Below are 26,225 nucleotides of genomic sequence, written 5' to 3'. Positions count from 1 at the left end.
TTGTCTGAATTAAAATAATAAGAGATGTAAACAAACACAAGGAAATAACACTTCGAAGTATTGCCTGATTGATAACAAAACCTCCTAATTAAATTTCTCGCCAGTTAGCTCAACATAGAGAACATATGTAGAGCGGTCTTCGTCAATTTCAGCGGAAGTTTTTTTGAATTCATATTCTTCAAGACCTTCAATTTGTAAGAAGTCGTTTCCTAAAAGTGAGAGTACCTCATCGTGTGAAAAAAGTTCAAGTGTTTTTAGTAACTTTGATTCTTCATTCTCAGAATTCATGCGAATTTCTAAGGTAACATGTTTATAAGCTAATTCGTCTCGAAAAACAGTTTCCCCAGGAGCTTCTTCAACATAGATGACGAACATTTCTCGCTCTAATGAACACGAGGTTTGATGGTACACGATGCCATTTTTAATAAAATAATCACACAATCTTCTGCAAAATATTTCAGCTTGATTCAGCCTGTCATAATGGTAAAGTGCAGGATACCCTCTTTCCTTATCGTTGACTCGATATTCAAGGCCCGTTATTTTTTTCAAAAAAATCACTCCAATAATGGTATTAAGTCTACTATACTATAATAAGGTAATTTATTACTGAACTAGAAGAATTTTAGGAGGAAAACTTCTTGAGCAAAACTAAAAATCTTTTGACAGGGATTGTTTCTGCTGCGATGGTGACTGCGCTATCAGGATGTGGCCAGCCGCAATACACCCAGCAACCAACATCTGAGCCTTCTTCGTCATCTGTTCCGGAATCGAATAGGGAAGAATGTGAAGATTTAGAACTAGAGGATGATGTCTGGGTTTGTGATGATGATGACTCAATTTATTATGGTCAATATTACTCTGGAGGGAAATATCATTCATCGAAAAGTACAATAAAACCAACTTCTACACCGAAAAGCAGTAGCAGTAAAACGACAAGCACGACGACAACAAGCTCGGTAGACAGCAGCAGCTCATCAGGATTTGGTTCTGGAACATCTGGAGGAACTGGTGGTTAATGGTTTCTATTGAAGTGCACCGGAAAAAACGAGAAGAGGTGTATAGTGAGCTCACCGATTTCTGGCACGACTTAAATGGCAGTGAATACGCTCTGTATGATTTTGTGTTGATGACTGAACAAGAAATTAGTGAAATTAAGGAAGCAACAAATCGGATTGGTCAGATCTTTTTCAAAACTGCTAAGCTACTAAGAAATTCAGAGGATCCAACATTGCTACAGTTAGATATTCCAAAGGAAATTCTGCCCTTTATCAGACACCAATCTCTACCGGTTGAAGCGGTGATTGCAAGAATTGATCTTGTGAAAACGGAGAATGGCTTAAAAATACTCGAGCTCAATGCAGACACACCGACGTTTGAGAAAGAAGTTTTTCATGTGAATGCTAAAATGTGTCGTGAATTTTCATTAACCGATCCGAATCAAGGGTTAGAAATCGAGTTAGGAAAAGCAATAAAAAAGGCGATAGGTGAAGCGTGTTTTCGAACAAAACAAGCTCATGAACCATATGTGGTATTCACTTCACATGGTGATCATATTGAAGACAAGTACACGACAACGTACTTAATGGAGCTCAGTGACCTACAAGCCAGATATTGTCCTTTGGAAAAGCTACGAATTGTCAAAAATGTGGGGCTATTCGATGATTCAGGCAGAAAAATTGATGTTCTTTATCGTCAAACGTATCCATTAGAGCAACTCATTCTCGATCGAGATGAGGCATCACAAGATAAAGTCGGAATTCAATTGTTAGAGCTTGTTATTGCAGGTAAGCTCGTCATTCTAAATCCTATCTCGTCATTTTTGCTTCAATCAAAAGCGATTCTAGCTGTCATTTGGGGGCTGCTTGAGATGAATTCTCCCTATTTTTCAGAGGAAGAAAAGGAATGGATTCAACTATACTTCTTACCTACCTATTTGGAAGAGGATCATTTTCTAAAAAGCGAAATCAAATATGTGAAAAAACCAAGCTTTGGTAGAGAGGGAGATACGGTTGAGATTTATGAGGGAATGGAAAAAATCGCTGAAGATACGTCAAAAACATATGCAAGTTCACTACCAATCTATCAGCAATATGTTGAATTGCCGTCTCATCCAATTCAAACAACAAATGGAAAGAAAATGGCTAAGCTTTTAATCGGCAGCTTTTTAATAAACGGAAAAGCAAGCGGAATTGGGATTAGAGCAGGAAATCAAATCACAGACAATGGAGCGTATTTTTTACCGCTGGGAATAAAACCTTAAGCTAAAAAGAAAGGGTTGAAATGTATGACATTTTTGGATTTACTATTATCTACCTTCGCTTATATCGGAGTTGCTTCAATACTTCTTATCGTAGGAATTATTTTATTTGAATTAACTACAAAAAATAAAGAAATCGAACTCATTAAAAACGGAAACAAAGCGGCAGTTTATGCTTTTGGAGGTCGAATCCTTGGATTAGCCATCGTCCTTCACGCTGCAATTACAAACTCAGTCAATCTACTAGACATGGTCATCTGGGGCGCCATCGCCATCGTCATCCAAATTGTCCTTTTCTACATAGCGGAGTGGATAACACCAAAATTTAATATTAAAAAAGCAATTGATGAGGATAACCAAGCTGTGGGGTTGTTTTTATTATTTTTATCGATTGCAATTGGACTGGTGATTGCTGCTTCGTTAACGTATTAAGTGAAGTAATTAGGATCAAGTAAGTAAAAAACAAAATAGGTTAATTTGAACATACCAAATTAAAGACTTTTTCACTCATTAACAGATGGGCGAAAGGTCTTCTTTTTCATTTTTAAAGAATAGGTAACCTCCTAGTATGAAAGATGTGTTTTTTGTTAGTTTGGATTTGGATAGAAAAGGGAAAAAGGACCATTGACAATGGGGAATAATATGCATTTTTAACTATAATATCCAATAATTCTTTACAACTGTTTCTAATTCTTGGATAATGAGTCTGTTAAAATCGCATGGAAAAGAAATGGCATAGAAGGACAAAAGATGCATGCTTTAAAGCAGAAATCTGGGTGATTGCTACTATCATTAAAACTTTCTAAATTATTTTATGTTTGACGATGGGGAGGGTGAGTAATATGGGAATTGAGCAACTTTCATCACAAATTCATTCCGTTCATTCTACAATTAGTTATCTAAATCAGGATGTACATCAGAAGAGGGAACAGTTGGAACGGCTAATACAGTGTAATCAACAGCTACTCACACTTCACGAAGACCTTTTTAGTATTTTACCGTCTATTAGGAGACCAGAACTTCATTCGCAAAATTGGGTTGGTTCCAATGCTCAAGAGTTTGAAGATCTACGGGAAACATCAATTGTAAATCAATTTCACCAACTCTTAAATTATCAATATAGTAACCTTGAACAAGCTCTAGAAGTAAAAATAACAGAAATTAAAAATGAACTAAATTCCTTAGAATCTCGTATTTATAGTCAGCAAACAAGACTTTCTCAACTAGAGAGTCGGAGAAAGGAAATGTTAACGTATGAGTAAGGAAATTAAAATAGACTTTTCAGAAGTTGAGGAAGCGATCTCAAGTGCAACATCTGCGATACAATCGGTTAAAACAGATCTTCCCACAGTAGAAGTAGGAAAAAACCAGTTAACATCCCTCACAGAACTTCAATCCTTAATGAATGAGCTAACGTCTGCGATCATTAATTATCAAAACATCCTTGCAGATCAACTTGAGAAAACAACTAGTTTAATTGAAACAGTTAAAGAAACAGATCGAGCAACTGCTTCAAGCATGAGGAAGGGTGATTTTGTATGACGACCTTAGACGCCAGGTCACTTGATACTTGGGTAGTATCGATTCGTCAGTATCTTATCTCTCAACAGAAGGATATGAAGAGTGTCTTTGATAAAATTGTCACTCTGTCAACGTTAGATAACGCGCTTACTGGTGATGGTGGAGACGCGATTAAACTGTTTTACCGGGAGAGCCATCATCCCTTGTTGTTATTTTACGAAGCAACAGTTACACAGCTTCTCACATTTTTAGAGCATTATCAAAGTGCGCGTATGGATTTCGATTCAGCTAGTACGGCCTATGTTGAGACATCCTTCTTGGAACATGAGCTTACCTCTTCATTACAACGTCTTCGTTCTACAATTACTGACATGGTGGATCAACTGAATCGACAAGCAGATACTATTTCTGATATCGTCCACCTGCCAGGACTGCAAGATGCAGATGTTATTGAGGGGATCGAATTAGGACTAAGAAGGGGAAAAGAAACCGCAGAAAGTCTAGAAGAATTTGACCACCAACAACTTCAGGGTATCTCAGCGATACATAAGGATGTTACAATCCTAAGAAACTACATAGAAAAACTTACTAACGCTGTTCAAGCAAAGAATTTTTCTCTTCGTGACTACAAAAGTGGTGACTTTACCAAGCATGATTGGTATGAAGACTTGCATTCTACTTTACTAGTAAGAGCAGAAGAATTCTTATCTCCTGAACTACAAAAAGAGTTAGCTACTAAGCAATACACATCCATTGCACATAACATTCTCGACTATTTTAAAAGTATTAAAGATTCAATGGGCTGGGGTGATAATCTCTTTGTCGGTTCACGTATGGCCGTTGCGGGATACTATACAATCCTTTCGAGATCAGTAAGCATCCACTATCCTAATGGCAAACCTTCACTGATTGATCGGTTTAAGCGCAATTATACGTTTACCGTTCGGGCAAGTGATTCATGGAAAGCATCAACGGGATATTCAAACCCAATCGCTAGATTAGTTCATAAGATTCAGCAAAGTCCACTTCCTCAAAACAAACTGTTAAAGGAAGTTGCCCAATATTTCAAGGGTTATCCAAATCCATCAAGTTTTTCTAAACACATTACCGGCTTCGCTAAAAATAAAACAGCCCCAGAGACATTGTTAAGACAGCAAGCAATAGCAGTTGAACGCTCAAAATATGGACTTAAAGAATTAGCAAGCAACGTGGCAGATACCAAAGGATTGAGTAAGGTCTCAAGGGGAATTCCTGTTGTAGGAAATGCTGTTACGGTTGTTTCTAATTTTCAGGAGTTTACAGATTCTTCAAATGTAGATAAGTCGGTCAGTAACAAACTAGGAAGATTTGCGGCAGGAACAATCGTTGACCTTGGCGCGACAGCAGCTGGTGCCAAAGTTGGAGCGGTTATTGGTAGCTTTGGAGGACCTGTTGGTATCGTGGTAGGTGGAGCAATAGGTGCAGCAGTTGGAGCGACACTAAGTACCAAATATGGTGATAGTATAAAAGAAGTTGGTGGTAATGCTACAGAAGCAGTCGTGAAATTTGGATCAAACTTAAAAGATAAAGCAGGAGACGCTTTTAAGTCTATCGGTTCCTGGTTTAAATAGGAGGATTTTTATGGACCATATTATTACAATGACTAAAGAAGAACTAACCATATTATTAATAACAGCAGACTTGCATGAGGAAGCTAGGGAATTACTTTATGACCCGATTAAAACAAAAAATACTGGCGAAATAGAGGCAATTTTTCAAACAACTGTGAATCAATTGAGAATGAAGGGTATTTGGGATGAACCTAACCATCAGATGGGACTAAATCCTATTAATGAAGAAACAATGAAGTTCTTAGAGATCTATGCAAATAGTAATGTTATAATTCGTGCTATAAATTCAAAAAAAAATGCGAATTTAATTTTTCACTATGTCGAAGAAGATACATGGCTTTATCATTTTGTGGATGATGAAGTTATTCATGAGTTTGCTTTTATGACTGAATCTGAAATCCCAAGTACTCTAAGAGACTTTTATTCTTTTTCTCTACTTAACGAAAATCAAAATCAACTTTCATTTAATTTATCGGATAAATCGTTTGATCTTTTAAGCAACCCCAAAAAACAAAAGCTAGTTGAGAAAAAATTCAAAGGAAATCCTCAAGAAAAAGAAGCATTTGAACACTTCCTTGTAGACTTATCAGCTCATAAGCACCAAATGGAAAATATTTCTCTATTTTCAATTGATGAAGCGAGTCAGCTATACATGGAGAATATTGTTTTTTTCTTTCAAGCTGAAAAAGGAGTTTGGTTGTCAGAATACGAACATGAAAAGGAGCTACCTTTAAAAATTCAGCATGCAGATGATCAAAAATGGGAAGAAATCCTTGAAGGTGTTCAGTCATACTCAAGACAATTAATTAAAGTGAAAAATAAGGCAGTAAAAAATTAAGTTTTAAAAGGAGTTATTATGACAGAGTTAGTTCGTATTGCTGCTTTAGGCATATTAGGTTCTCAAGGAGCATACTTCGTTACAATCTTTTTGTTAGGTCGTTTAATGATTGATTGGTATGAATGGGGTTATTTCTTTAATACAAATAATTGGTTTTTGAAGATTGCAAATGGTTTTACTGCTACCTTTTTTGGAATTGCATATTGGGCAGGGAAACGCGTGGACCATCATAATTGGTTTTTAAAGCGAATTTATTTAATGGGCTATCTATTTGTTTATATAATTATCGCGATGATTGCTTATGATATTTTAGATTATTTTCTAAATGTTATTGATGGATTCATTTATACATAATAATCCAAAATGCTCTTTATTTCAGGAGAAACGATAGGGTAAATAAAAAAATGAAACAGGAAATTAATTCTTATAAAGATCAAGATAAAAAAGGAGCACTATGACTGAATTAGTTCGTATTGCCATCTTGGGCATATTGGCTTCTCAAGGAGGATATTTCTTAGCAATCTTCTTTGGGGGGCGTCTAATGATAGATTGGTATGAATGGGGTTATTTCCATAATACAAATAATTTCTTCTTAAAGATTGCAAATGGTTTTACTGCTACCTTTTTTGGAATTGCTTATTGGGCAGGGAAACGCGTGGACCATCATAATTGGTTTTTAAAGCGAATTTATTTACTGGGTTATGCATTTGTTTATATGATTATTGGGATCATTGTTTATGATATTTTAGATTATTTGTTAAGGGTGATTGAAGGATTCATTTATACATAAAAGTAACACAAGCAAGGACGTGATAACTTGAAGGATTTCCTCGCTGCTGTTATGTTAATAGGTTTTTTATATGTCGTCTTTTTTATTGTTTATTTAGGAATTTTTGTTGAAGATGGGCTTGTAGCGAATAGTAATCCGATCATTTTAGGAGGTGTATACCTCTTTGGAATAGCTGCTGCATTAGCCGCGGCTCTGAGTTTTACTACCAACCATTGGTCTAACCCAACTTATAAAAGAATTGTAGGTGGGTTTATGCTAGTTGTTGTTGTTCTTGGTTGGCGAGTTTTTGTATGATAAGAAGATTGGTAGCTTTCATAGGATATTATTACCCGAGTGGAATAAAGCCAAAAAAGAGCGAGTGATCCTCAAAAAGTATTTAAAGAATCACCAGCTCATTTTATTGTTTTTTCAGCTTTTCCTCAGCTAGTTTAACCATCTCTCTTACCATATTCCCACCTAAACGACCGCCAACTTTTCCAGCTTCTTTGGAAGTTAGATTTCCGTTGTTTCCTTTTGTTAATGGAACACCAACCTCATTGGCCATTTCAAATTTTGCATTGGCAGGGTCTTTTGTATTCGCAACATTTGCTTTCAGCTGATCAACAGCTTGTCTTGCCTCAGGGACAAGTAATTTATTTCTTCTGGTCATATAATGATCCCATCCTTTTTATAGTAGGATGACCAGTGAGGAAAAAACTATTCTAATGGATTACTTCTTTGATCCTCAGTTGACAAGGTTACTATTTTTTCTAATAACTCGTTTGTGCGTTTTTGTTCAATAAGAATCTTTTCCAGTAATTCTTTTGTGTAAGTTGTACTTGATTTTTCCGTCTCTAGTCGGCCATTCAAGGAACTATTAGAATATTGATTACCTTGATTTTCTGAAAATGTGCTGAATGTGTAGTTTTTGTTAATAGGCAAGCCGAGGGGATCTGGTTCAGTAGTAAGATTGTTTGAGTTTGTTGATATTACAATAATGGTGTAAACAGTATTCGTTATCTGGTTGAGTATATTTTCAAGAAGGCTCTTGTAACGCACGTCAACCCAGTCACGACAAAATTCATTTTCTACTGAAACAGTTGCGGTTTTTCTCTTTTCGTCTATTGTTACTAGATTAGATGATTTTAGCCAAGTTTCAAAGCTCGGTTTTGAGATTCTTTCAGCGGCAATTTGCAAGACCTGTTTCCAAATTTGCTGGTTCATTTTTTTTATCACTCCTTTTATTTTTGAACTGGTTTTAACTCATTTATTTTAACATAATTATCAATCCCTTTTGACCTTGTATGAATTGTTATTTACTAATAAATAATGAAAATAAACGAAGTGTACTTGTTAGTTTAGAGCAGTTTTTAGAATATAATGGATACACTTTTTTCAGCAAGATAAGTACATGTAGTCAATCAACTTTAAGGAAAATACCGCCACTATTCAGTAATATAGAGCTTTAAAACTATTATCTTATTGACAAAACATTTCGGTACAACATACAATAGCAATAAGTTATTAGTTATTCAGAAAATTCTGTATGAAAAGAGAACTTAATGAACTTACAACCTGATCAACGAATGGGACGAAATGCGATGCTTTTAGCTTTGAGTAGCGAAGAGGAAGCAGCGCTTTATCTGGAACAGCTAAATCAGCAAGGGTTTACCTATTGTCAAGGCAAAACGGGATCAATGGAAACGCACAAAGTGGTGGCTGCAATCGAAACGGCAGCAAAGCGCCAAGGTGTGATTTCTAGTGAAGGATACCGAGAAACACATGCACTTTATCACGCAATCATGGAAGCACTTCATGGTGTGACAAGAGGGCAAGTTTTATTGGGAAGTGTACTCCGAACGGTCGGATTGCGCTTTGCCGTTGTACGTGGAAAGCCGTATGTAGAAGAAAGTGAAGGAGAATGGATCGCCATTGCCCTTTACGGAACAATTGGAGCACCAGTAAAAGGCTCCGAGCACGAAGCGATTGGTTTAGGAATTAATCACATATAGATGCGCCCATAGTTATTAGATAGCAGGGGGCTGTATCAATGGAAAACACCATTTTAAGGTGTTTCCATTGGTATGGCCTCCTTTTTGTATGGGATTGGTGGATGGATTAAGGATAATTGCACGAGAATCCAGTATTCGCGTGAGAATCCAAATAGTTACGCAGCCACCTACTGCTCTGAGCCAAGACGATTACATTCACAAAAAAGGGGGAACAAAAATGATCGAGCTAACAGGGTCCTTGTTAAGCATTGAGCTAGCGAAAAAAATTGTTTATGAAAACGAACGGATAGATGTTCCAGATCAAATTTGGGCTAAAGTTGAAAAAAGCCGTGGAGCGGTCGAAAACATTGTCAGCCAGAAAAAAGTCGTTTACGGTATCACAACTGGTTTTGGAAAATTTAGTGATCATTTAATTGAAGCAGACGATGTCGAGGAGCTTCAATTAAACTTAATTCGCAGTCATGCGTGTGGGGTGGGAGAACCATTTCCAGAAAAGGTCTCGCGCGCGATGCTGTTACTACGCTTGAATGCTTTGTTGAAGGGGTTTTCCGGGATTCGAAAAGAAGTACTAGAGCTGTTTATCAACTTGCTAAATCACCAAATCCACCCCGTGGTCCCACAGCAAGGATCATTAGGTGCTAGCGGAGATTTGGCGCCTTTATCACATATGGCCCTCGTTCTCATTGGGGAAGGAGAAGTGTTTTTCAAAGCAAAAAGAATGGATACAGGAGAAGCATTTCAACTAACAGGATTATCCCCTGTAACTCTAAAAGCGAAAGAAGGATTAGCACTAATCAATGGCACACAAACAATGACGGCAATGGGATTGGTAAACTACATCGAAGCTGAGGCGATTGCAATTCAAGCTGATTACATCGCTTCAATGACACTTGAAGGATTAAGAGGGATTATTGACGCGTTTGATGAGGATATTCATGTTGCACGAGGGTACCGAGAACAAATCCAAGTTGCAGAGCGTGTACGTTCCATTTTAAAAGGAAGTTTTTTAGTCACACATCAAGGTGAATTAAGAGTTCAGGATGCCTACTCCTTAAGGTGTATTCCTCAAGTTCATGGGGCAAGCTGGCAGGTGCTCGACTATGTAAAAGATAAGCTTGAAATCGAAATGAATGCTGCAACCGATAATCCACTCATTTTCGATGAAGGAAGAAAAGTATTATCTGGTGGGAATTTTCATGGACAGCCGATTGCGTTTGCGATGGACTTTTTAAAGGTAGGGGTAGCAGAATTAGCGAATATTTCTGAGCGAAGAATTGAGCGACTTGTCAATCCACAGTTAAATGACTTACCAGCTTTTTTAAGTCCAATGCCAGGCTTACAATCTGGTGCGATGATTATGCAATATTGTGCGGCCTCACTCGTTTCAGAAAATAAAACGCTCGCGCATCCAGCAAGTGTGGATAGCATTCCTTCCTCTGCGAATCAAGAGGATCACGTTAGCATGGGGACAATCGCTTCCAGACATGCCTACGCGATTATCCAAAATTGCAGACGTGTTCTAGCGATCGAACTAATTTGTGCAATGGAAGCAGCGACGTTCAGAGGTACAGAGAAAATGGCCGTTACGACTCGAACTCTACATGCGCTTGGAAGAAAGATCGTTCCGGCAATCACGAAGGACCGCGTTTTTTCGAAGGATATCGAAGCATTAACAGCGTGGCTACTGAATACCGATTTAGAACAAGTACTAATTAATCGTCAGGATACGAAAGGGGAGATCGTTAAATGAAAGCGAAACAAATCGGCGCAAACAGAGGGACAACACTAGAATGCAAAGGCTGGGAGCAAGAGGCAGCACTTCGTATGCTGTTGAACAATTTAGATCCTGAGGTTGCAGAAAAGCCTGAGGAACTGATCGTGTACGGAGGAATTGGAAAAGCAGCACGAAACATCGAAGCATTCGAGGGAATTGTCAGATCATTAAAATCTTTAGAAAACGATGAAACTCTTCTGATTCAATCCGGAAAGCCTGTCGGGATTTTTAAAACACATGAACATGCACCACGTGTTCTTTTATCAAATTCAGTACTCGTCCCCAAATGGGCAAACTGGGAAACTTTTCATGAGTTAGATAAAAAGGGATTAACAATGTATGGACAAATGACGGCAGGAAGCTGGATTTATATTGGAACACAAGGGATCCTACAGGGAACGTACGAAACCTTTCTCGCTGTTGCAAACAAACACTTCAACGGAACGCTTAAAAACACACTTACTATGACTGCAGGACTGGGTGGAATGGGTGGAGCACAGCCACTTGCCGTCACGATGAATGGAGGCGTCGTTATTGGGGTTGACCCTGACCTGAGTCGAATTGAAAAGAGGCTTTCTACAAGATATTGTGACAAAATGACTCACTCTCTAGAAGAAGCAATCTATTGGGCAAGCGAAGCAAAAGAAGAAGGAAGGCCGTTATCGATTGGACTTGTCGCAAATGCAGTGGATGTGTTAGCAGAGGTCATTAAAAAAGACATTAAAATTGATATTTTAACGGACCAGACGTCAGCTCACGATCCATTAAACGGCTACTTCCCACACGGTCTTTCATTAGAGGAAGCTCATCAGTTGAAAAAGGATCATCCAGATTTATACATTGAAAAAGCAAAGCAATCAATGGCCCAGCACGTTCGATACATGCTGCACTTACAGGAGAAAGGAAGCATTGTATTTGACTACGGAAACAACATCCGTCAAGTCGCTAAGGATGAAGGTGTTGAAAATGCGTTTGATTTCCCAGGTTTCGTTCCAGCGTACATCCGTCCTCTATTTTGTGAGGGCAAGGGACCTTTCAGATGGGTGGCATTATCAGGTGATCCTGCCGATATTCATCGAACAGATCGGTTAATTAAGGAGCTTTTTCCTGAAAATAAAGGTTTGCAACGTTGGATTGATTTGGCGCACGAACATGTTGCATTTCAAGGCTTGCCAGCGCGAATTTGTTGGCTTGGGTACGGAGAACGAGTCAAAATGGGCCTCGCGATTAACGAATTAGTTCGAACTGGAGAATTAAAAGCTCCTATTGTCATCGGGCGTGATCATTTGGACTGTGGTTCTGTAGCCTCACCAAATCGTGAAACAGAAGCAATGAAAGATGGCAGCGACGCAATTGGCGACTGGGCGGTTTTAAATGCATTAGTCAATACAGCAGCAGGTGCTAGTTGGATCTCATTCCATCACGGTGGAGGAGTAGGAATGGGATACTCGTTACATTCTGGAATGGTTGTCGTTGCAGATGGATCTCAAGTGGCAAAAGAAAAACTCGAGCGCGTACTAGTCTCAGATCCAGGCATGGGAATCATCCGTCATGCAGACGCAGGTTATGAAACTGCACAACAGTTTGCAAAAGAAAAAAACGTGAAAATTCCCATGCAGGAGAGGTTAGAGGAGGAATGACATTGCAACACTTTGACATTGTTTTAGAAAACATCGGCCAACTGTTAACGATGGATTACGGGGAAAGTGGCCCTCGAAAAGGAAAAGCTATGGATCAGCTCGTTATTCATGAGAATGCGGCTCTTGCAATAGTAGAAGGCGTCGTAGCAAAAATTGGAAGCCACGTTGAAGCAGCAGAATGGACAGCAAAAACAAGAGTCGATTGTGAAGGCAAGCTGGTAACCCCAGGATTAATTGATCCACACACACATCTCGTTTTTGGAGGTTCTCGTGAACATGAAATGAGTCTAAAGCAAAAAGGAGTGCCGTACTTAGAGATTTTGAAACAAGGGGGAGGCATTTTATCAACAGTAAAAGCAACAAGGAATGCGAGCGAGGAAGAACTTTATCAAAAATCAACATTCCATCTTACTAGAATGCTAGCCTTTGGTGTCACCACAGTTGAAGCAAAAAGCGGCTATGGTCTTGAGAAAGAAACTGAGTTAAAGCAGCTTCGTGTTGCAAACAAGCTAAACGACAATCATCCTGTTGACCTTGTCTCCACTTTTTTAGGAGCTCACGCGGTTCCAGAAGAATATAAAAATAACCCAGAAAAGTTTTTAGATGTGATGGAATCTCTATTAGATGAAATTAAATCAGAGAACCTAGCACAATTCGTAGATATTTTTTGCGAAACGGGTGTGTTCTCAATTGAACAATCGCGCCACTTTTTAAAAAAAGCAAAGGCAAAAGGCTTCCATGTCAAAATACATGCCGACGAAATCGATCCTCTAGGTGGTGCAGAACTGGCTGCTGAACTAGACGCAATCAGTGCAGAGCATTTAGTTGGTACTTCAGAAGAAGGGATTAAAAAATTAGCAGACGCTAAGGTCATTGCCTGCCTACTTCCTGGAACATGCTTTTATTTAGGAAAAAGCAGTTATGCAAAAGCGAGAAAAATGATCGAGGAAGGAGTAGCAGTCACACTTGCAACCGACTTTAATCCAGGAAGCTGTCCAACGGAAAATCTTCAGCTCATTATGACGTTTGCGGCCATTCAATTAAAAATGACAGCAAAGGAAATTTGGAATGCAGTAACCGTTAATGCCGCTCATGCCATTGGCTTAGGGGATGAACGTGGAATCATCGCACCACTGAAACAGGCAGATCTTGTTCTGTGGAATGCAACAAATTACGAATATATTCCGTATCATTTCGGTGTTAATCACGTTCAAACAGTGATCAAAAAAGGCGAAATTGTGTATGAGGAGGGAGAGCAAAATGGAGAATCTACCTTATCTTACACACGAAGCTAAATTTAAAGATTCCGGCATCCATCGAGCTAGTGAGTTATTAAAAAGATGGGGAAATGAAACGGTGGAAGGGTTAGGTTTAATCGGCGTTCCTTTATCAAAACCGTCGATTAGCCACTCAGGTGCATCCTTCGCTCCTGAAACGATCCGGAAAATGATGAACGCTTTTACGACGTATTCTATTCAACAAGATACTGACCTGATCGCAAGTTCAATTACCGACTTTGGCGACATATTAATGCATGTAACAAACCTAGAGGAATCTCATCGTAGAATTGAAAGCTCGATCGAAACCATTTTGCAATCAAGTCCCAGTATGAAACCGATTTTTTTAGGAGGCGATCATTCGATCACAGCACCAATTGTCAAAGCATTTCAAAGGGTACATGGGAAAGTGGGTATCATTCAATTTGATGCCCATCATGACCTGTGCAATCTTGAGGACGGTGGACCATCAAACGGTACTCCGTTTCGTCAGCTGATTGAACATGGTGCAATACAAGGAAAGCATCTCTATCAAATCGGCATCCGAGATTTTTCAAATGGAAAAGTCTATTCAGATTATGCGAAAGAAAACGGTGTTACCGTTTATCCAATGAGCGACGTTTATCAAAGAGGAATAACAGCAATCTTGAAAGATATCATAGCTAAGCTTCAAAAAGAGGTTGAAATAATTTACGTTTCGCTCGATATGGATGTAATGGATCAAGCCTATGCCCCAGGCTGTCCTGCGATTGGCCCTGGTGGAATGGACTCACAGATGATAATTGAAGCAATTAGTTTGCTCTCAAAGGAACCATCAGTATGTGGGATGGACATTGTTGAAATCGACCCGACGCTAGATTTTCGGGATATGACAAGTAGATTAGCTGCTTATAGTGTGCTTACGTTTTTAATGGGATTTGGTAGGAGGAATTAAGTCGGAGTTCCTTGATTATCAGGTATAATTTATTTATAATGAAGATAACAATAAAAAGAGATCAGGTGCGCTAACACCTGATCTCCGCAACTACATGCCGTAAAATGAGCGGCTAACCCAAAGTTTTTATGTAGAATCAAAAAAGAAGTATCACCCAAAACCTTTAGGAGAGGATGGGCTGATTACTTCTTTTTGTTTTGACTTAACATAACCACAATCGTTACTACACCTATCAAAACTAAATTTGAATACAGTGCAATAGACATTGCTTCATATGTTGTCATTTTTGCCACCTCCCTTCAAGGGAAGTGGCTAACCGCCCACCTGCTTATGTAGTTGCTAGTTTTAATCTTAGCACTTTTCTAACTAAAAGGGAACATTAGTTCCAACTTATTCACCTATCTTCTCTACATAATACCTTCCTAATTCATCTTTTTCCAATCATTTACTAATGAAACAAACTAATAAACCTGTTAGCCTATATGTCATGCCCTGTTCGGATTAATAAAAACGATTAACAGGAGGTTAACAGATGAAAAATTATCTTATGATGATCACTTCGGTTATGGTTCTTTTCATGCTCATACCTACTAAAACAGAAGCAGAAGAAGTATCAGAAGTATCAGAAGTATCAGAAGTACAGACTGGTGACACATTAACTCTACTTGGTAAAAAATATGGACTAGATATGAATGATGCTCCAATAACAAATGAAAATACCCAAGATTTACGTTTTGTCGGAACAGAAGTTACTCTAGATGGAGATCAGGAAACAATAATTACAACTGCGGTAGCTGTAGCTGCGGTTCAGGACAAAAACATTCCTGAAATAGATGTGGATGCAGCCGAGGACACCACTATTACCAATGAAGAAAAAGATTTACTTGCGCGTCTTGTTCATGCAGAAGCAGAAGGTGAGCCATTTGCGGGTAAAGTTGCCGTTGCGAATGTCGTGCTAAACCGTGTTGAACACGAACAATTTCCTGATTCTGTAGAAGAAGTTATTTTTGAGGAAAATGCATTTCAACCTGTGCAAAATGACTCGATTTATGAACCAGCAGATAAGGAAGCACACGAAGCTGTTGAAGAAGCAGTGGACAATGGTGAACTGGATAAAGAAGTCGTTTATTTTTATAACCCAGAAACAGCTACAAGTAATTGGATTTTCACTCGTGAAGTAGTAAAGAAAATTGGAAACCATGCATTTGCTATTTAAAAGGCTCGGGCAGCAGACTTTGCTGTACGTGCCTTTTTTTTTTAGCTAGTATTCTTGACTATTCATCCAAAGTGACACTTTAATATAGTGTTAAAAATAATGTGTTAAGAGGGATCGTATGCTCGTTAATAAATTGATTCGAACTGGACTAAAATTTCTAGGTAGGCCTTATGTTTTTAATGCCATTCCATCTCAAACTAAAAATTTCGATTGTAGTTCATTCACTCAGTATGTATACGGATTATCAGGTATTCCACTACCAAGGAATTCTCGTCAACAATTTCAAATAGGTCTAGAAGTTCCATTTAATAGGTTGAGAAAAGGAGATCTACTTTTTTTTACAACTACGAAAAGAAAGCAGAAAAAAGGGGTAGCTAAAATTGGACACGTTGCAATCTATCTAGGAGGAAATAAAATCCTCCATACCTACCGAGAAGGGAAGAAAGTGAAAATTTCAGATTTAGAGAACTATTGGAAAACAGTGTTTATTGGGGCAAAAAGAGTGATATGAAGAAGTGCCTTTATTTATTTCGAATCCATCAGGTATACCTGGCTTTAAATTAATCATTAAAGGAGTTTTGGAGGTGTCTAACCATACAGTTGATGTATATGCGTTTTTCGTTAATGGTGCTAATCAAAGTGAAAATAGGCAGAGAGTACATCAAGATATTCAAAAAGCCAATCTTGTTTGGGAGGGGTGTATAACCTTTGTACTAAGAGGACTATATTTTAGTGCGAACCAACAAAAGATAGATGCAAGTTCAATTTTAGATAGGCATGTTTTTAACAATAAACAAATCGATTCTATCATCCAAAATCGAAATAACTTGATGTACCCAATATCACCAAATAAGCTACCAGTTGTTACAACTCAGCAATGCCAAATAGCAAAACAAAGTAATCTTGCAAACGTTAGAGCTCGTAAAAATCAATCAGATTTCATTTAATATTTTTAAGAGGAAAAACGCTGATTTTTTTGATCAACGTTTTTTATTGTTGTACGAGAAGTATATAAAAACGATTATATAAAAACTAACCGACAGCCATTATTCCAAGTGGACTACTGTCTAGGATCATATCCTGCAGCTTGTAACTAGCAATCGGAAACATAGGAAACCCAACATACCCAGGCGTAATATCGTATTCGTCAAAATATATAATCAGTGATTTGTCTGCAATGTAGTATTTTTGATTAGGTTGAATGCCTTTAAACGGTTCGAGAAGTGGAATGTCCCGGTCTTTGATTTGTTCTTCAATTAACTCATTAATTCGCTGTTTATAGTCACTGTTAGCTTTAAATAAATCCTTTAACCGATAAATTTTCCCCGTTCTAACGTCTGTTGTGATTGAATCTAGATAATTTACAGGATGAGCGAGTGTCGGCATATTCGCAAAAATACTCAAGGTCAGACTCACGATTCCCCGTTGATTATTTTTAATTTCAAAGTCACCCAGCAATTCAGTTACACCAGGTTGATAGTATCCTTGCTCATTCACTTTAGAAAACATTGCATACATTTTACGGTAAATGGCTTCATTTACTTTTTGTTGGATGTACTTATTAGAAAGCAATAGCTGTGGGTAGAAGATTGATAAATTAGGAGAAGTGATGGCTTTTGTTGAAATTTTTACTGGTAAACGAAAACGTTCCATCTTATCAAATCCTTTTATAGTCTCATCATAGTTTATTCACCTATAGGGTTTTGTTGAAAATAAGAAAAAAAGAGCAGAAGTGGATTTATCGACTTCTACTGCTTTTGATATTAAAAAATCATTAAAAACCATCTTCGGCATAAAACGGTATACTAAGTTTGTTTTCTACTGCACGTAGCCTCTGATTCAAACGATTCAAGCGGCGTGTATGACGCTCATCATTTTTATTAAGTCGGTTAATTTCCTGATTAACACGATTCAATTCTTTATTTAAACGAGTGATTTCTTGATTTAGTCTGGTAAGTTCTTTGGTCTGCTGTTCATTCTGTCTTTCAAGCGCACGTATACGGCGTTCTAGTGCCTGAGTTTGGGGCGGTTGTCGATCAGGATCTTCAAATTCTTGCTGTTGAACATATGGATTGTAATAATAATTCATCATTTCATCAGTTGCTGGTTGTTGGTACATATATGGATCATAGTTATTGTCCATATAGCGGTTCATTTGTTGTGGCACATAGCCGGGATAATACTGAAATGGATTCATGTTGGCAGATCTCCTCTTTCTTTTTTTAGGTCGTGATAAATACCCTACAGGATATGAAGGTTTTTGGTTTGTGACTGGGCGCTCCTAGGTACAGGCTTCAACTAATAAAGAAACGATTACTAGTTAAGAGAATTAAGACCATCAATTATTAGGAATGAAGCAGGGGTTGAGGAAGAGGATAGTAAAGGGGAAATTTTGTTTATAGGTGATTGAATTAGAATATGTCACAAAGTGGTAACCTTTGTAAGGAATCACTTTTTTTCGGTCGGCCAATTTTTGAAATTCCTTACATCAACACTCCCCAAAAAATATGGATAAATTTTAGATTATATGGAAAAACCTTATCACTTTCCGCACAATGGTTGACTCTAGACTAGCTGAAACATATCGTTATTATGAAGAAAACTTGGAAGAGGGAGAATGTACATGAAAGCTGCTATTGGCATTGACATTGGTGGAACCAAGATAGCGATTGGAGTTGTACAAGAGGATGGTAACGTCCTAGCAAAGTTTGAATTTCCTACAGAAGTGGAAATGGGCCCAGATTTTGCTACAGAACAGATCATATCGTACTTAACGGAAATCTTGAATAAATTCCTAATTAGTGGAATCGGAATTGGTTGTCCAGGTCCCTTGGATCCGCGAAGAGGTGTTGTACTAAGTCCGCCAAATCTTAAATCCTGGCATGGCTATTTGTTAGTGGATAAAATTGATAGCGCTTTCCAATTGCCTATAAGACTATTAAATGATGCTGATGCTGCAGCTTTTGGAGAGTATTTTTTTACATATCGAGAAACATACAAGCACGTCCTGTATGTAACAGTTAGTACCGGCATTGGTGGTGGAATTATCATAAATGGTTCGTTATATGAGGGAGCTTTATCTGGTGCTGGCGAGATTGGTCATAGCGTGATTTTGCCTGATGGCCCAATTTGTGGCTGTGGGAAGTATGGGTGTTTAGAGACACTTGCTTCTGGGACTGCTTTGAATAATATTTGGAAGCAAAGACTGATAAAAGAGGGAAAGCTGGTTGACCCCAATTGGAACAGCAAGGATTTATTTGTTAAAGCTAGTGAAAATGAACCATTAGCGCTATCGGTCATTGAGGAGGCTTCAACTCAATTAGCATTGGGACTTAGTCAGGTAATTCAAACTTTGAATCCTGAATTGCTCATACTAGGTGGTGGTGTCATCATCGGACAGCAAGCTTATTTTGAAATGGTAAGAGAAAAACTACCAAACTATCTTTTAGACCAACATAGTCAATTTCTAAAAATAGAAAAAGCCAGTCAAGGTTCATTGGCAGGAATGAAGGGGGCTGCGGCTTCCATTTTGTCGGAGGTTAAAGATATTGGAGGGATACCGAATGGAATCTAAGACGACTGCACATATTATTTCTCATTCTCACTGGGATCGGGAATGGTATATGTCCTTTGAAAAGCATCGTTATTACTTAGTGAAATTGATGGATACACTTATAGATTTGTTCGAAAAAGGAGAAAATTTTCAGAGCTTTCATTTGGACGGGCAAACAATTATTTTAGAGGATTATTTGCAGATACGACCTACAAAAAAAGAAGTAATTAAAAAATTAGTTCAAGAAAAAAAGCTCCATATTGGTCCGTGGTATGTGTTGCAGGATGCGTTCTTAACAAGTTCAGAAGCTAATGTTCGAAATATGTTATATGGGTTACTAGATGCAAAGGAATATGGTGCTGTTTCTAAGCTAGGATATTTCCCGGATACATTTGGCATTTATGGGCAAGCGCCTCAATTGCTTCAGCAAGCGGGTATTAACACAGCTGCATTTGGGAGAGGTGTAAAACCGACGGGGTTTAATAATATGGTCAGCGATGCGAAAACATTCGAGTCACCCTATTCTGAGCTTAAATGGCAGTCTCCTGATGGCTCAGCCGTAGTTGGTGTGTTGTTTGCGAATTGGTATTCAAACGGAAATGAAATTCCAGTAGACATAAACAGTGCAAAGCAGTATTGGGATAGGAAACTAAGTGATGCTAAGAAGTATTCTTCAGCACCACATCTTCTTTTTATGAATGGTTGCGATCATCAGCCCGTTCAAGTGAATATTGCGGAAGCGATAAAGGTGGCAGAAGAGCTTTTCCCGGATGTCACATTTGTACACTCTAATTTTGATGATTATATGGATGCACTTCAGCAATCGTTACCAGAACAATTACAAACAATAACTGGAGAACTGCGAAATCAACGCACGGATGGTTGGTCAACTCTCGTGAATACAGCTTCTGCTCGAATTTATTTAAAGCAGATGAATCAAGAGTGTCAAACCCTTTTGGAAAAAGTAGCTGAGCCACTATCTGTGTTTTCATATTTCCTAGGTAATGAATATCCTCGTGATTATTTACGTTATGCTTGGAAAACATTGATGGAAAATCATCCACATGACAGTATTTGTGGTTGTAGTGTCGACGAGGTCCATCGAGAAATGGTAACACGATTTGAGAAGGTTCTTCAGACTGCTGCAACGATTATCGAAGAAAAAACCAATGAAATTGTATCCCATATTTCAACACAACAAAGTAATATCGAAGAGAATTTGATTCCACTTGTTGTATTTAATACATCAGGTAATACAAGAGATGTGGTTGTTGAAAAGGAGATTGAAATAGAAAAGGTTTATTTTGAAGATATGCCATTTTCAGAGATACCAGATTATCTTCGTTCGAAGGAGGTACCGAGTATCAAATTAGTTGATAAATGTGGCACAGAATATTTCTGCAATAGTAAGGATCTTGGTATACGCTTCGGATATGAATTACCAGATGATAGGTTCAGACGTCCGTATTATGCAAAAGTACTCAAAATAACTTTCTTAGCTGAAGATCTTCAAGCCTACGGATATAAAACATTTTATATCCAACCAACCATGGAGACAAAACAGAGTGAACAGTCAACGATTGATCGAAATGCTCGTGAAATAGAGAATGAATTTGTCCATTTAACGATTCACGATAATGGTTCCTATACATTGACTGACAAACAGACGGGGAAGGTATTTGAACATTTAGGAATCTATGAGAATAGCGGGGATATTGGTAATGAATATATGTTTAGGAAGCCAAATGGTGAAGTTCCCCTTACTACAAAAGATTTGCAAGCTCAAATAAGAGTAGTCGAAGATCACCCAGTACGTTCCATTATAGAAATCGTTCATGATTGGGAAATACCTAAAGAAGCGGATGAACAGTTTCAAAGGGAAAAAGAACGACTTGTTTGGCATAAAGATCGACAATCAGGTCGCTCTAATAAAAACATAACAATTCGCTTAACTACACACATTCAGTTAGATCAAAAAGCGAAAGGACCTTCTGTTAAGGTCACAATTGATAACCAAGCAAAGGATCATCGTCTTCGTGTTCTATTTCCAACTGAACTATCTACGAACGAGCATTATGCAGATAGTATTTTTGAATTGGTAAAACGGCCAAATACCCCTGAACAAGAATGGGAGAATCCTAGCTTTGATCATCATCAACAGGCTTTTGTAAGTATGACAGATGGAAAGCATGGGATAACAATAGCAAATAAAGGCTTACATGAGTACGAAATCCTTCATGAACAACAGACAATTGCTGTGACAATTCTTCGGGCAACTTCTGAGTTGGGTGACTGGGGTCTATTTCCGACACCGGAAGCTCAGTGTATAGGCACGCACCATGCAGAATGGATGATCATCCCTCATAAAGGAACAGTGGTTGAGTCAGAAGCATTCAAAGTAGCGTATGATTTCAGCGTGCCCGTGATCGCTGTGCAAACAGATGTACACGATGGAACACTTCCAGAAGAAAAGACATTTTTCACATGGGAGGGTGAATCATTAGCGATATCTTCGATCAAGTTAGCGGAAGAAAGAGATGATGTAATTGCTCGTTGGTTTAACATATCTGATAAAGAAACAATGGTTACTGCTCAACTAATGCAAGGAACAACCGGTTATATAAGTACGATCATTGAAAGCATGGAAAAGCAGTGTGAAAACGTACAAATTCAAGAAAAAGTTAAGCCATTTGAAATTATTAGCCTTGGTTGGCAAGTAAAGGAGTGAAAGTAATGAATACTGAGAAAACAATACCACAATCACTTACACGCTTAATTAACAAGGTGAAGGAGCATTTTCCTGAGGATAAACAGCTACAGGAGATGTTTGAACAATGCTTTGTTAATACGTACGAAACAACGTTAAAGCCTCAAGAAGACGGGACGACGTTTGTGATTACAGGTGATATTCCAGCTATGTGGTTAAGGGATTCTGCTGCTCAAGTTCGTCCCTATTTACTGGCTGCTGAAGAAGATGAAGACATGGCTGAGTTAATTGAAGGTGTTGTTCGACGTCAAATGAACTATATCCTTCAGGACCCCTATGCAAATGCGTTTAATGAAACAGCAAATGGTAAAGGTCATCAAGATGATAAGACAGACATGTTACCGGAAATTTGGGAGCGTAAATATGAAATTGACTCACTTTGCTATCCAATCCAGCTTTCTTATCTGTTATGGAAGTCAACTGGAAGAGTCACACACTTTGATCACACATTCAAGCAAGCATTAAGAAAGATTTTGCATGTGTGGAAGGTGGAACAAAATCATGAAGAGGACTCGCCGTATAGCTTTGAAAGAACAAACGTTAGACAATCAGATACATTGAACAGAGATGGAAAAGGTTCTAAAACGGAGAAAACAGGAATGACTTGGAGTGGATTTAGACCAAGTGATGATGCATGTTTATATGGTTATTTAATCCCTGCAAATATGTTTGCGGTAGTTGTGCTGCATTATGCATCCGAAATTTGCAGAGAAGTTTTGAAGGATGAAAGTCTGACAAAACAATGTGAGCAGTTAGCATTTGAGATAAAAGCAGGAATTGAAGAATTTGCAGTGGTAGAGCATCCGATTTATGGAGATTTGTATGTCTATGAAACAGACGGGATGGGCAGGTACCACATAATGGATGATGCAAACGTACCTAGTTTATTGTCAGCACCTTATCTAGGTTGGTGTGAATTTGATAATAAGACCTATTTGAATACCCGCCGCTTTTTATTGAGTAGAGATAATCCTTATTTTTATGAAGGAAAAGTAGCCAATGGAATTGGGAGTCCCCATACACCGGATCATTATATATGGCATATTTCATTAGCAATTGAGGGGATGACATCTATCAATACTTCCGATAAGAAAAGAATCCTGGAGGTGATGAAGCAAACGGATGGAGGAACTGGGTTTATGCATGAGGGCTTTAATTCAGACCAACCCGAGGAATTTACGAGAGAGTGGTTTTCGTGGGCAAATTCGATGTTTAGTGAATTTGTATTAAGTTTATGTGGTTGTGCTGTAAAAGGTAGTCCGCTTTATAAAATGCTACAAGAAAAGAATGTCTAAACCAACACACGATATCTAATTTAAGTTATTACCAGGATGAATAAAACAATCTAAATAACAGGAGTGGATTTTTGTTGAAAACGAGATATGTTCTTACCACATTGCTCTTTGGTTTGTTATTAGTTTGTGTGCAACCATTAACGGGTTTTGCAAAACAACCTGAATCCTCTTATTGGTATCCTGAAGCATTATTAGAGTGGAGTCCGGAAAGTGATCCTGATGCTGTATATAACAGAAGTACGATACCTTTAACTGATAGGGAAGTACTGTTCAGTGTGAATGAAACTTCACAATCTGAATCGAAATTGGTTGCATTATCAGCGCTAAATCCAAATACGAGTGGTGTTCCTTCTCAAGGTGGAAAAGAGTTTTTTGCTAACACATTTAGCTATTGGCAGTACGTTGATTTAATGGTGTACTGGGCGGGTTCTGCTGGAGAAGGGATTATAACTCCTCCAAGCGCTGATGTAATTGATGCTTCTCATAAAAATGGGGTTCCGATTTTAGGGAATGTTTTCTTTCCTCCAAAGGTGTATGGGGGGCAAGAAGAATGGGTAGATCAAATGCTCACTCAGCGTGAGGATGGATCATTTCCCGCAGCTGATAAACTGCTAGAGGTTGCTGAGTATTACGGCTTTGATGGCTGGTTTATCAACCAGGAGACAGAAGGTGGAACTACTGAAACTGCTCAGAAAACGAAAGAGTTTCTAAAATACCTTCAAGATAATAAGCCCGAAGATATGCACATTATGTGGTATGACTCCATGATAGATAATGGTTCTATTAAATGGCAAAATCATTTAACAGATCGAAATAAAATGTTCTTACAAGAAGGAAATGACAGAATTTCAGACAGTATGTTCTTGAATTTCTGGTGGAAAAATCAACAGTCTTCTTACGACAAGGCACTTGAAATTGGTAGAAGTCCATTTGACTTATACGCTGGAATTGATGTAGAGGCAAATGGTACCAGTACAAAAATTGATTGGAATGGCATTTTTCCAGAAGGACAAAAACCATTAACTTCATTAGGAATTTATCGACCTGACTGGGCATTCAAAACAGCGACAACTATTGAAGAGTTCTATCAGAAAGAACAAGAATTCTGGACAGGGGAAGCTGGAGATCCTCGCAAAACAGGTGAAAATGGTGACTGGAAGGGAATGGCTCACTACTTTACAGCTAAAACGGTCATTCAAGATCTTCCGTTTGTCACACATTTTAATACAGGTAGCGGGAAATTCTTTGCAGTAGATGGTGCAATACGTAGTAAAGATGAATGGAATAATCGTAGTTTACAAGATATATTGCCAACATGGCGCTGGTTAACAGAAAGTGAAGGGAAGCCTCTAAATGTCGACTTCGACTGGGATACAGCGTTTTATGGTGGAAGCTCACTGAAAGTTACTGGAAACCTTTCAAAAGAAAATGCAACACATGTGAAGCTTTACAAGATGAATTCACCCATTGAAAAGGATACAGAAATCTCTGTAACATACAAAACAAAGTTGAAAAATCCTAACATGAAGCTTGGCGTAAGTTTTGTGGATCAACCTGACGATTTTGTATTTTTTGATGTGAAGAAGAAAAGTCGAAATCAGTGGATGGAGGAAACGATTAAATTAAAAAAATACAAAGGAAAAGAAATTGCAACAATCTCTTTATTCTTTGATGGGAAAGAAACGATTGACGATTATCAAATCAATATAGGGGAAATCAAGGTTACGAATAAACACAACGACAATAAGGTTCCTAGTGCATCAAAGGAAGTAAAGTTGAAAAATCAAACATTCTCAGATGGTATATATGCTGATCTGGAAGTTTATTGGGAGTCAGTTAAAGCCGATATTCAGCATTATGAAATTTATCGAAAGCTTCCAAATGGAAATAAAGAATTTATTGGAGCAGTGCCGAATCATGCTTACTACATTTCAGGTTTACGAAGAAGTGGAAAGGAAACTAAAACGACCTTAGAAGTTGTTGCTGTCAATACAGAATATAAACGTGGTAAATCAGCTAACATAACATTTGAATGGCCTCCTTATCCACTGCCTAAGGCAGATTTTAGTGTAAGCAAAACAGTTGCTGCACCAGGTGAGGAAGTCCAGTTTTTCAACAATTCTTCTGAGGTAACAGAAGAAGTTGAATGGCAATTTGAAGGAGCCACACCATCAGTAAGTAAGGAGAACGATCCAGTTGTTACATTTGAAGAAGAAGGTCTGTATTCAGTCACCCTTGTTGCGAAAAACAGCGAGGGAGAGAACCTCCTTACAAAAGATGAATATATAACAGTTTCTAAAGACGCAAAAGACATTACAAATGTAGCTTTAAACAAAACAGCAACTGCTAGCGGGGCGTGTGCAACAAGTGAAGGGCCAATGTATGCGGTTGATGGGATCGTAACGAATAATAGCAAATGGTGTGCGATTGGAGCAAACCATTGGATGAAGGTTGATTTAAGCAAAACGTATACTCTATCAAAGTTTGTTGTCAAACATGCAGAAGCAGGCGGGGAGCCAGCAGCATTTAACACAGAAGCATTTACAATTGAGAGTAGCCTTGATGGTGAAAATTGGTCGGAAGTAGTGTCTGTCACGAATAATACAGCCGCTATATCGGAACATTCTATTCCAGCTACAGAGGCTAGATATGTACGACTATCTATCAAACAACCAACACAAGGTGGAGATCAAGCAACGAGAATATTTGAATTAGAAGCTTACGGATATTAAGTAAACCATAATTGGAAAGGGGGATTTTTC

The 26,225-nt window shown here is 38.2% G+C and carries 27 protein-coding genes; 22 read left to right on the top strand and 5 right to left on the bottom strand.

Going from position 1 to position 26,225, the window contains the following annotated elements:
- Positions 1-84 precede the first annotated feature (84 nt).
- Positions 85-549, bottom strand: a complete 465-nt coding sequence (locus tag ACFFIX_RS14900; RefSeq protein ID WP_378935302.1) for a hypothetical protein — start codon at positions 547-549, stop codon at positions 85-87.
- A gap of 89 nt (positions 550-638) precedes the next feature.
- Between ACFFIX_RS14900 and ACFFIX_RS14895 the strand changes: the two genes are divergently transcribed.
- The 10 genes from ACFFIX_RS14895 (at position 639) to ACFFIX_RS14850 (ending at position 7,310) form a co-directional block, all read left to right on the top strand.
- Positions 639-1,016 carry a hypothetical protein gene (locus tag ACFFIX_RS14895; protein ID WP_378935300.1) on the top strand — a complete coding sequence of 126 codons (378 nt, stop codon included), beginning with the start codon at positions 639-641 and terminating at the stop codon, positions 1,014-1,016.
- Entirely contained in the window at positions 1,016-2,260 is a 1,245-nt protein-coding gene (locus tag ACFFIX_RS14890) for a glutathionylspermidine synthase family protein (RefSeq protein WP_378935298.1), read from the top strand. Before ACFFIX_RS14895 ends, ACFFIX_RS14890 begins: the two co-directional genes overlap by 1 nt.
- A 24-nt stretch (positions 2,261-2,284) precedes the next feature.
- Entirely contained in the window at positions 2,285-2,689 is a 405-nt protein-coding gene (locus tag ACFFIX_RS14885) for a DUF350 domain-containing protein (RefSeq protein WP_378935296.1), read from the top strand.
- 410 nt (positions 2,690-3,099) lie between these two features.
- Positions 3,100-3,519: a YwqH-like family protein gene (locus ACFFIX_RS14880; RefSeq protein WP_378935294.1), complete on the top strand. Its 420-nt coding sequence runs from the start codon at positions 3,100-3,102 to the stop codon at positions 3,517-3,519.
- Positions 3,512-3,799, top strand: coding sequence for a DUF5344 family protein (locus tag ACFFIX_RS14875; RefSeq protein WP_378935292.1), 288 nt, complete (start codon positions 3,512-3,514; stop codon positions 3,797-3,799). Before ACFFIX_RS14880 ends, ACFFIX_RS14875 begins: the two co-directional genes overlap by 8 nt.
- Positions 3,796-5,388: a T7SS effector LXG polymorphic toxin gene (locus tag ACFFIX_RS14870; RefSeq protein ID WP_378935289.1), complete on the top strand. Its 1,593-nt coding sequence runs from the start codon at positions 3,796-3,798 to the stop codon at positions 5,386-5,388. Before ACFFIX_RS14875 ends, ACFFIX_RS14870 begins: the two co-directional genes overlap by 4 nt.
- Positions 5,389-5,398: 10 nt before the next feature.
- A complete protein-coding gene (locus ACFFIX_RS14865; RefSeq protein WP_378935287.1) occupies positions 5,399-6,226 on the top strand; it encodes a YfjC family protein in 828 nt (275 codons plus the stop codon).
- Between the two features lie 18 nt (positions 6,227-6,244).
- Positions 6,245-6,580, top strand: coding sequence for a hypothetical protein (locus ACFFIX_RS14860; protein ID WP_378935285.1), 336 nt, complete (start codon positions 6,245-6,247; stop codon positions 6,578-6,580).
- Positions 6,581-6,680: 100 nt separating this feature from the next.
- Positions 6,681-7,016, top strand: a complete 336-nt coding sequence (locus tag ACFFIX_RS14855; RefSeq protein ID WP_378935284.1) for a hypothetical protein — start codon at positions 6,681-6,683, stop codon at positions 7,014-7,016.
- Positions 7,017-7,043: 27 nt separating this feature from the next.
- Positions 7,044-7,310: a hypothetical protein gene (locus ACFFIX_RS14850; protein ID WP_378935282.1), complete on the top strand. Its 267-nt coding sequence runs from the start codon at positions 7,044-7,046 to the stop codon at positions 7,308-7,310.
- A 103-nt stretch (positions 7,311-7,413) separates the two neighbouring features.
- Here ACFFIX_RS14850 and ACFFIX_RS14845 read toward each other — a convergent pair whose 3' ends face one another.
- Positions 7,414-7,665, bottom strand: a complete 252-nt coding sequence (locus tag ACFFIX_RS14845; RefSeq protein ID WP_378935280.1) for an alpha/beta-type small acid-soluble spore protein — start codon at positions 7,663-7,665, stop codon at positions 7,414-7,416.
- A gap of 47 nt (positions 7,666-7,712) precedes the next feature.
- The gene (locus ACFFIX_RS14840) at positions 7,713-8,219 is read right to left on the bottom strand and encodes a DnaA N-terminal domain-containing protein (protein WP_378935278.1); all 507 of its coding nucleotides are present in this window, start codon (positions 8,217-8,219) and stop codon (positions 7,713-7,715) included.
- Between the two features lie 338 nt (positions 8,220-8,557).
- On the opposite strand from ACFFIX_RS14840, the gene hutP reads away from it, so the two are divergent.
- The 8 genes from hutP (at position 8,558) to ACFFIX_RS14800 (ending at position 16,795) form a co-directional block, all read left to right on the top strand.
- On the top strand, positions 8,558-9,007 hold the full coding sequence (gene hutP, locus ACFFIX_RS14835) for a histidine utilization transcription antiterminator HutP (protein ID WP_378935276.1): 450 nt from the start codon (positions 8,558-8,560) through the stop codon (positions 9,005-9,007).
- A gap of 217 nt (positions 9,008-9,224) precedes the next feature.
- Entirely contained in the window at positions 9,225-10,757 is a 1,533-nt protein-coding gene (gene hutH / locus ACFFIX_RS14830) for a histidine ammonia-lyase (protein WP_378935274.1), read from the top strand.
- Positions 10,754-12,421 (top strand): urocanate hydratase, encoded by a 1,668-nt coding sequence (hutU, locus tag ACFFIX_RS14825; RefSeq protein ID WP_378935272.1) that lies wholly within the window; start codon positions 10,754-10,756, stop codon positions 12,419-12,421. Before hutH ends, hutU begins: the two co-directional genes overlap by 4 nt.
- A 50-nt stretch (positions 12,422-12,471) precedes the next feature.
- The gene (gene hutI / locus ACFFIX_RS14820; RefSeq protein WP_378935410.1) at positions 12,472-13,716 is read left to right on the top strand and encodes an imidazolonepropionase; all 1,245 of its coding nucleotides are present in this window, start codon (positions 12,472-12,474) and stop codon (positions 13,714-13,716) included.
- On the top strand, positions 13,682-14,632 hold the full coding sequence (gene hutG / locus ACFFIX_RS14815; RefSeq protein ID WP_378935270.1) for a formimidoylglutamase: 951 nt from the start codon (positions 13,682-13,684) through the stop codon (positions 14,630-14,632). Before hutI ends, hutG begins: the two co-directional genes overlap by 35 nt.
- 532 nt (positions 14,633-15,164) lie before the next feature.
- Entirely contained in the window at positions 15,165-15,848 is a 684-nt protein-coding gene (locus tag ACFFIX_RS14810; RefSeq protein WP_378935268.1) for a cell wall hydrolase, read from the top strand.
- 118 nt (positions 15,849-15,966) lie between these two features.
- The gene (locus ACFFIX_RS14805) at positions 15,967-16,359 is read left to right on the top strand and encodes a C40 family peptidase (RefSeq protein WP_378935266.1); all 393 of its coding nucleotides are present in this window, start codon (positions 15,967-15,969) and stop codon (positions 16,357-16,359) included.
- A 73-nt stretch (positions 16,360-16,432) separates the two neighbouring features.
- On the top strand, positions 16,433-16,795 hold the full coding sequence (locus tag ACFFIX_RS14800) for a hypothetical protein (protein WP_378935264.1): 363 nt from the start codon (positions 16,433-16,435) through the stop codon (positions 16,793-16,795).
- Positions 16,796-16,880: 85 nt separating this feature from the next.
- On the opposite strand, the gene ACFFIX_RS14795 is transcribed toward ACFFIX_RS14800, so the two are convergent.
- Together ACFFIX_RS14795 and ACFFIX_RS14790 are read right to left on the bottom strand one after the other, a co-directional pair.
- Positions 16,881-17,501, bottom strand: coding sequence for a PdaC/RsiV family protein (locus ACFFIX_RS14795; RefSeq protein WP_378935262.1), 621 nt, complete (start codon positions 17,499-17,501; stop codon positions 16,881-16,883).
- A 121-nt stretch (positions 17,502-17,622) separates the two neighbouring features.
- Entirely contained in the window at positions 17,623-18,045 is a 423-nt protein-coding gene (locus ACFFIX_RS14790; protein ID WP_378935260.1) for a hypothetical protein, read from the bottom strand.
- A gap of 426 nt (positions 18,046-18,471) precedes the next feature.
- On the opposite strand from ACFFIX_RS14790, the gene ACFFIX_RS14785 reads away from it, so the two are divergent.
- The 4 genes from ACFFIX_RS14785 (at position 18,472) to ACFFIX_RS14770 (ending at position 26,195) form a co-directional block, all read left to right on the top strand.
- Entirely contained in the window at positions 18,472-19,422 is a 951-nt protein-coding gene (locus ACFFIX_RS14785) for an ROK family protein (protein WP_378935258.1), read from the top strand.
- Entirely contained in the window at positions 19,412-22,129 is a 2,718-nt protein-coding gene (locus ACFFIX_RS14780) for an alpha-mannosidase (protein ID WP_378935256.1), read from the top strand. Before ACFFIX_RS14785 ends, ACFFIX_RS14780 begins: the two co-directional genes overlap by 11 nt.
- Before the next feature lie 5 nt (positions 22,130-22,134).
- Positions 22,135-23,463 carry a glycoside hydrolase family 125 protein gene (locus ACFFIX_RS14775; protein ID WP_378935253.1) on the top strand — a complete coding sequence of 443 codons (1,329 nt, stop codon included), beginning with the start codon at positions 22,135-22,137 and terminating at the stop codon, positions 23,461-23,463.
- 74 nt (positions 23,464-23,537) lie between these two features.
- Positions 23,538-26,195, top strand: a complete 2,658-nt coding sequence (locus ACFFIX_RS14770; protein WP_378935251.1) for an endo-beta-N-acetylglucosaminidase — start codon at positions 23,538-23,540, stop codon at positions 26,193-26,195.
- Positions 26,196-26,225: the final 30 nt, after the last annotated feature.

It is taken from the genome of Metabacillus herbersteinensis (assembly GCF_042433335.1).
Taxonomy (GTDB): Bacteria; Bacillota; Bacilli; order Bacillales; family Bacillaceae; genus Metabacillus; species Metabacillus herbersteinensis.
The sequence above is the reverse complement of the archived record's forward strand: the minus strand, read 5'-3'. Positions and strand labels throughout refer to the sequence as shown.

What these genes read in the sequence shown, in the direction of transcription:
- ACFFIX_RS14890 (WP_378935298.1), top strand. Translation starts at nt 1,016, where the DNA reads ATGGTTTCTATTGAAGTGCACCGGAAAAAACGAGAAGAGGTGTATAGT.
- ACFFIX_RS14885 (WP_378935296.1), top strand. Translation starts at nt 2,285, where the DNA reads ATGACATTTTTGGATTTACTATTATCTACCTTCGCTTATATCGGAGTT.
- ACFFIX_RS14880 (WP_378935294.1), top strand. Translation starts at nt 3,100, where the DNA reads ATGGGAATTGAGCAACTTTCATCACAAATTCATTCCGTTCATTCTACA.
- ACFFIX_RS14875 (WP_378935292.1), top strand. Translation starts at nt 3,512, where the DNA reads ATGAGTAAGGAAATTAAAATAGACTTTTCAGAAGTTGAGGAAGCGATC.
- ACFFIX_RS14870 (WP_378935289.1), top strand. Translation starts at nt 3,796, where the DNA reads ATGACGACCTTAGACGCCAGGTCACTTGATACTTGGGTAGTATCGATT.
- ACFFIX_RS14865 (WP_378935287.1), top strand. Translation starts at nt 5,399, where the DNA reads ATGGACCATATTATTACAATGACTAAAGAAGAACTAACCATATTATTA.
- ACFFIX_RS14860 (WP_378935285.1), top strand. Translation starts at nt 6,245, where the DNA reads ATGACAGAGTTAGTTCGTATTGCTGCTTTAGGCATATTAGGTTCTCAA.
- ACFFIX_RS14855 (WP_378935284.1), top strand. Translation starts at nt 6,681, where the DNA reads ATGACTGAATTAGTTCGTATTGCCATCTTGGGCATATTGGCTTCTCAA.
- ACFFIX_RS14845 (WP_378935280.1), bottom strand. Translation starts at nt 7,665, where the DNA reads ATGACCAGAAGAAATAAATTACTTGTCCCTGAGGCAAGACAAGCTGTT.
- ACFFIX_RS14840 (WP_378935278.1), bottom strand. Translation starts at nt 8,219, where the DNA reads ATGAACCAGCAAATTTGGAAACAGGTCTTGCAAATTGCCGCTGAAAGA.
- hutP (WP_378935276.1), top strand. Translation starts at nt 8,558, where the DNA reads ATGAACTTACAACCTGATCAACGAATGGGACGAAATGCGATGCTTTTA.
- hutH (WP_378935274.1), top strand. Translation starts at nt 9,225, where the DNA reads ATGATCGAGCTAACAGGGTCCTTGTTAAGCATTGAGCTAGCGAAAAAA.
- hutU (WP_378935272.1), top strand. Translation starts at nt 10,754, where the DNA reads ATGAAAGCGAAACAAATCGGCGCAAACAGAGGGACAACACTAGAATGC.
- hutI (WP_378935410.1), top strand. Translation starts at nt 12,472, where the DNA reads ATGGATTACGGGGAAAGTGGCCCTCGAAAAGGAAAAGCTATGGATCAG.
- hutG (WP_378935270.1), top strand. Translation starts at nt 13,682, where the DNA reads ATGGAGAATCTACCTTATCTTACACACGAAGCTAAATTTAAAGATTCC.
- ACFFIX_RS14810 (WP_378935268.1), top strand. Translation starts at nt 15,165, where the DNA reads ATGAAAAATTATCTTATGATGATCACTTCGGTTATGGTTCTTTTCATG.
- ACFFIX_RS14805 (WP_378935266.1), top strand. Translation starts at nt 15,967, where the DNA reads ATGCTCGTTAATAAATTGATTCGAACTGGACTAAAATTTCTAGGTAGG.
- ACFFIX_RS14795 (WP_378935262.1), bottom strand. Translation starts at nt 17,501, where the DNA reads ATGGAACGTTTTCGTTTACCAGTAAAAATTTCAACAAAAGCCATCACT.
- ACFFIX_RS14790 (WP_378935260.1), bottom strand. Translation starts at nt 18,045, where the DNA reads ATGAATCCATTTCAGTATTATCCCGGCTATGTGCCACAACAAATGAAC.
- ACFFIX_RS14785 (WP_378935258.1), top strand. Translation starts at nt 18,472, where the DNA reads ATGAAAGCTGCTATTGGCATTGACATTGGTGGAACCAAGATAGCGATT.
- ACFFIX_RS14780 (WP_378935256.1), top strand. Translation starts at nt 19,412, where the DNA reads ATGGAATCTAAGACGACTGCACATATTATTTCTCATTCTCACTGGGAT.
- ACFFIX_RS14775 (WP_378935253.1), top strand. Translation starts at nt 22,135, where the DNA reads ATGAATACTGAGAAAACAATACCACAATCACTTACACGCTTAATTAAC.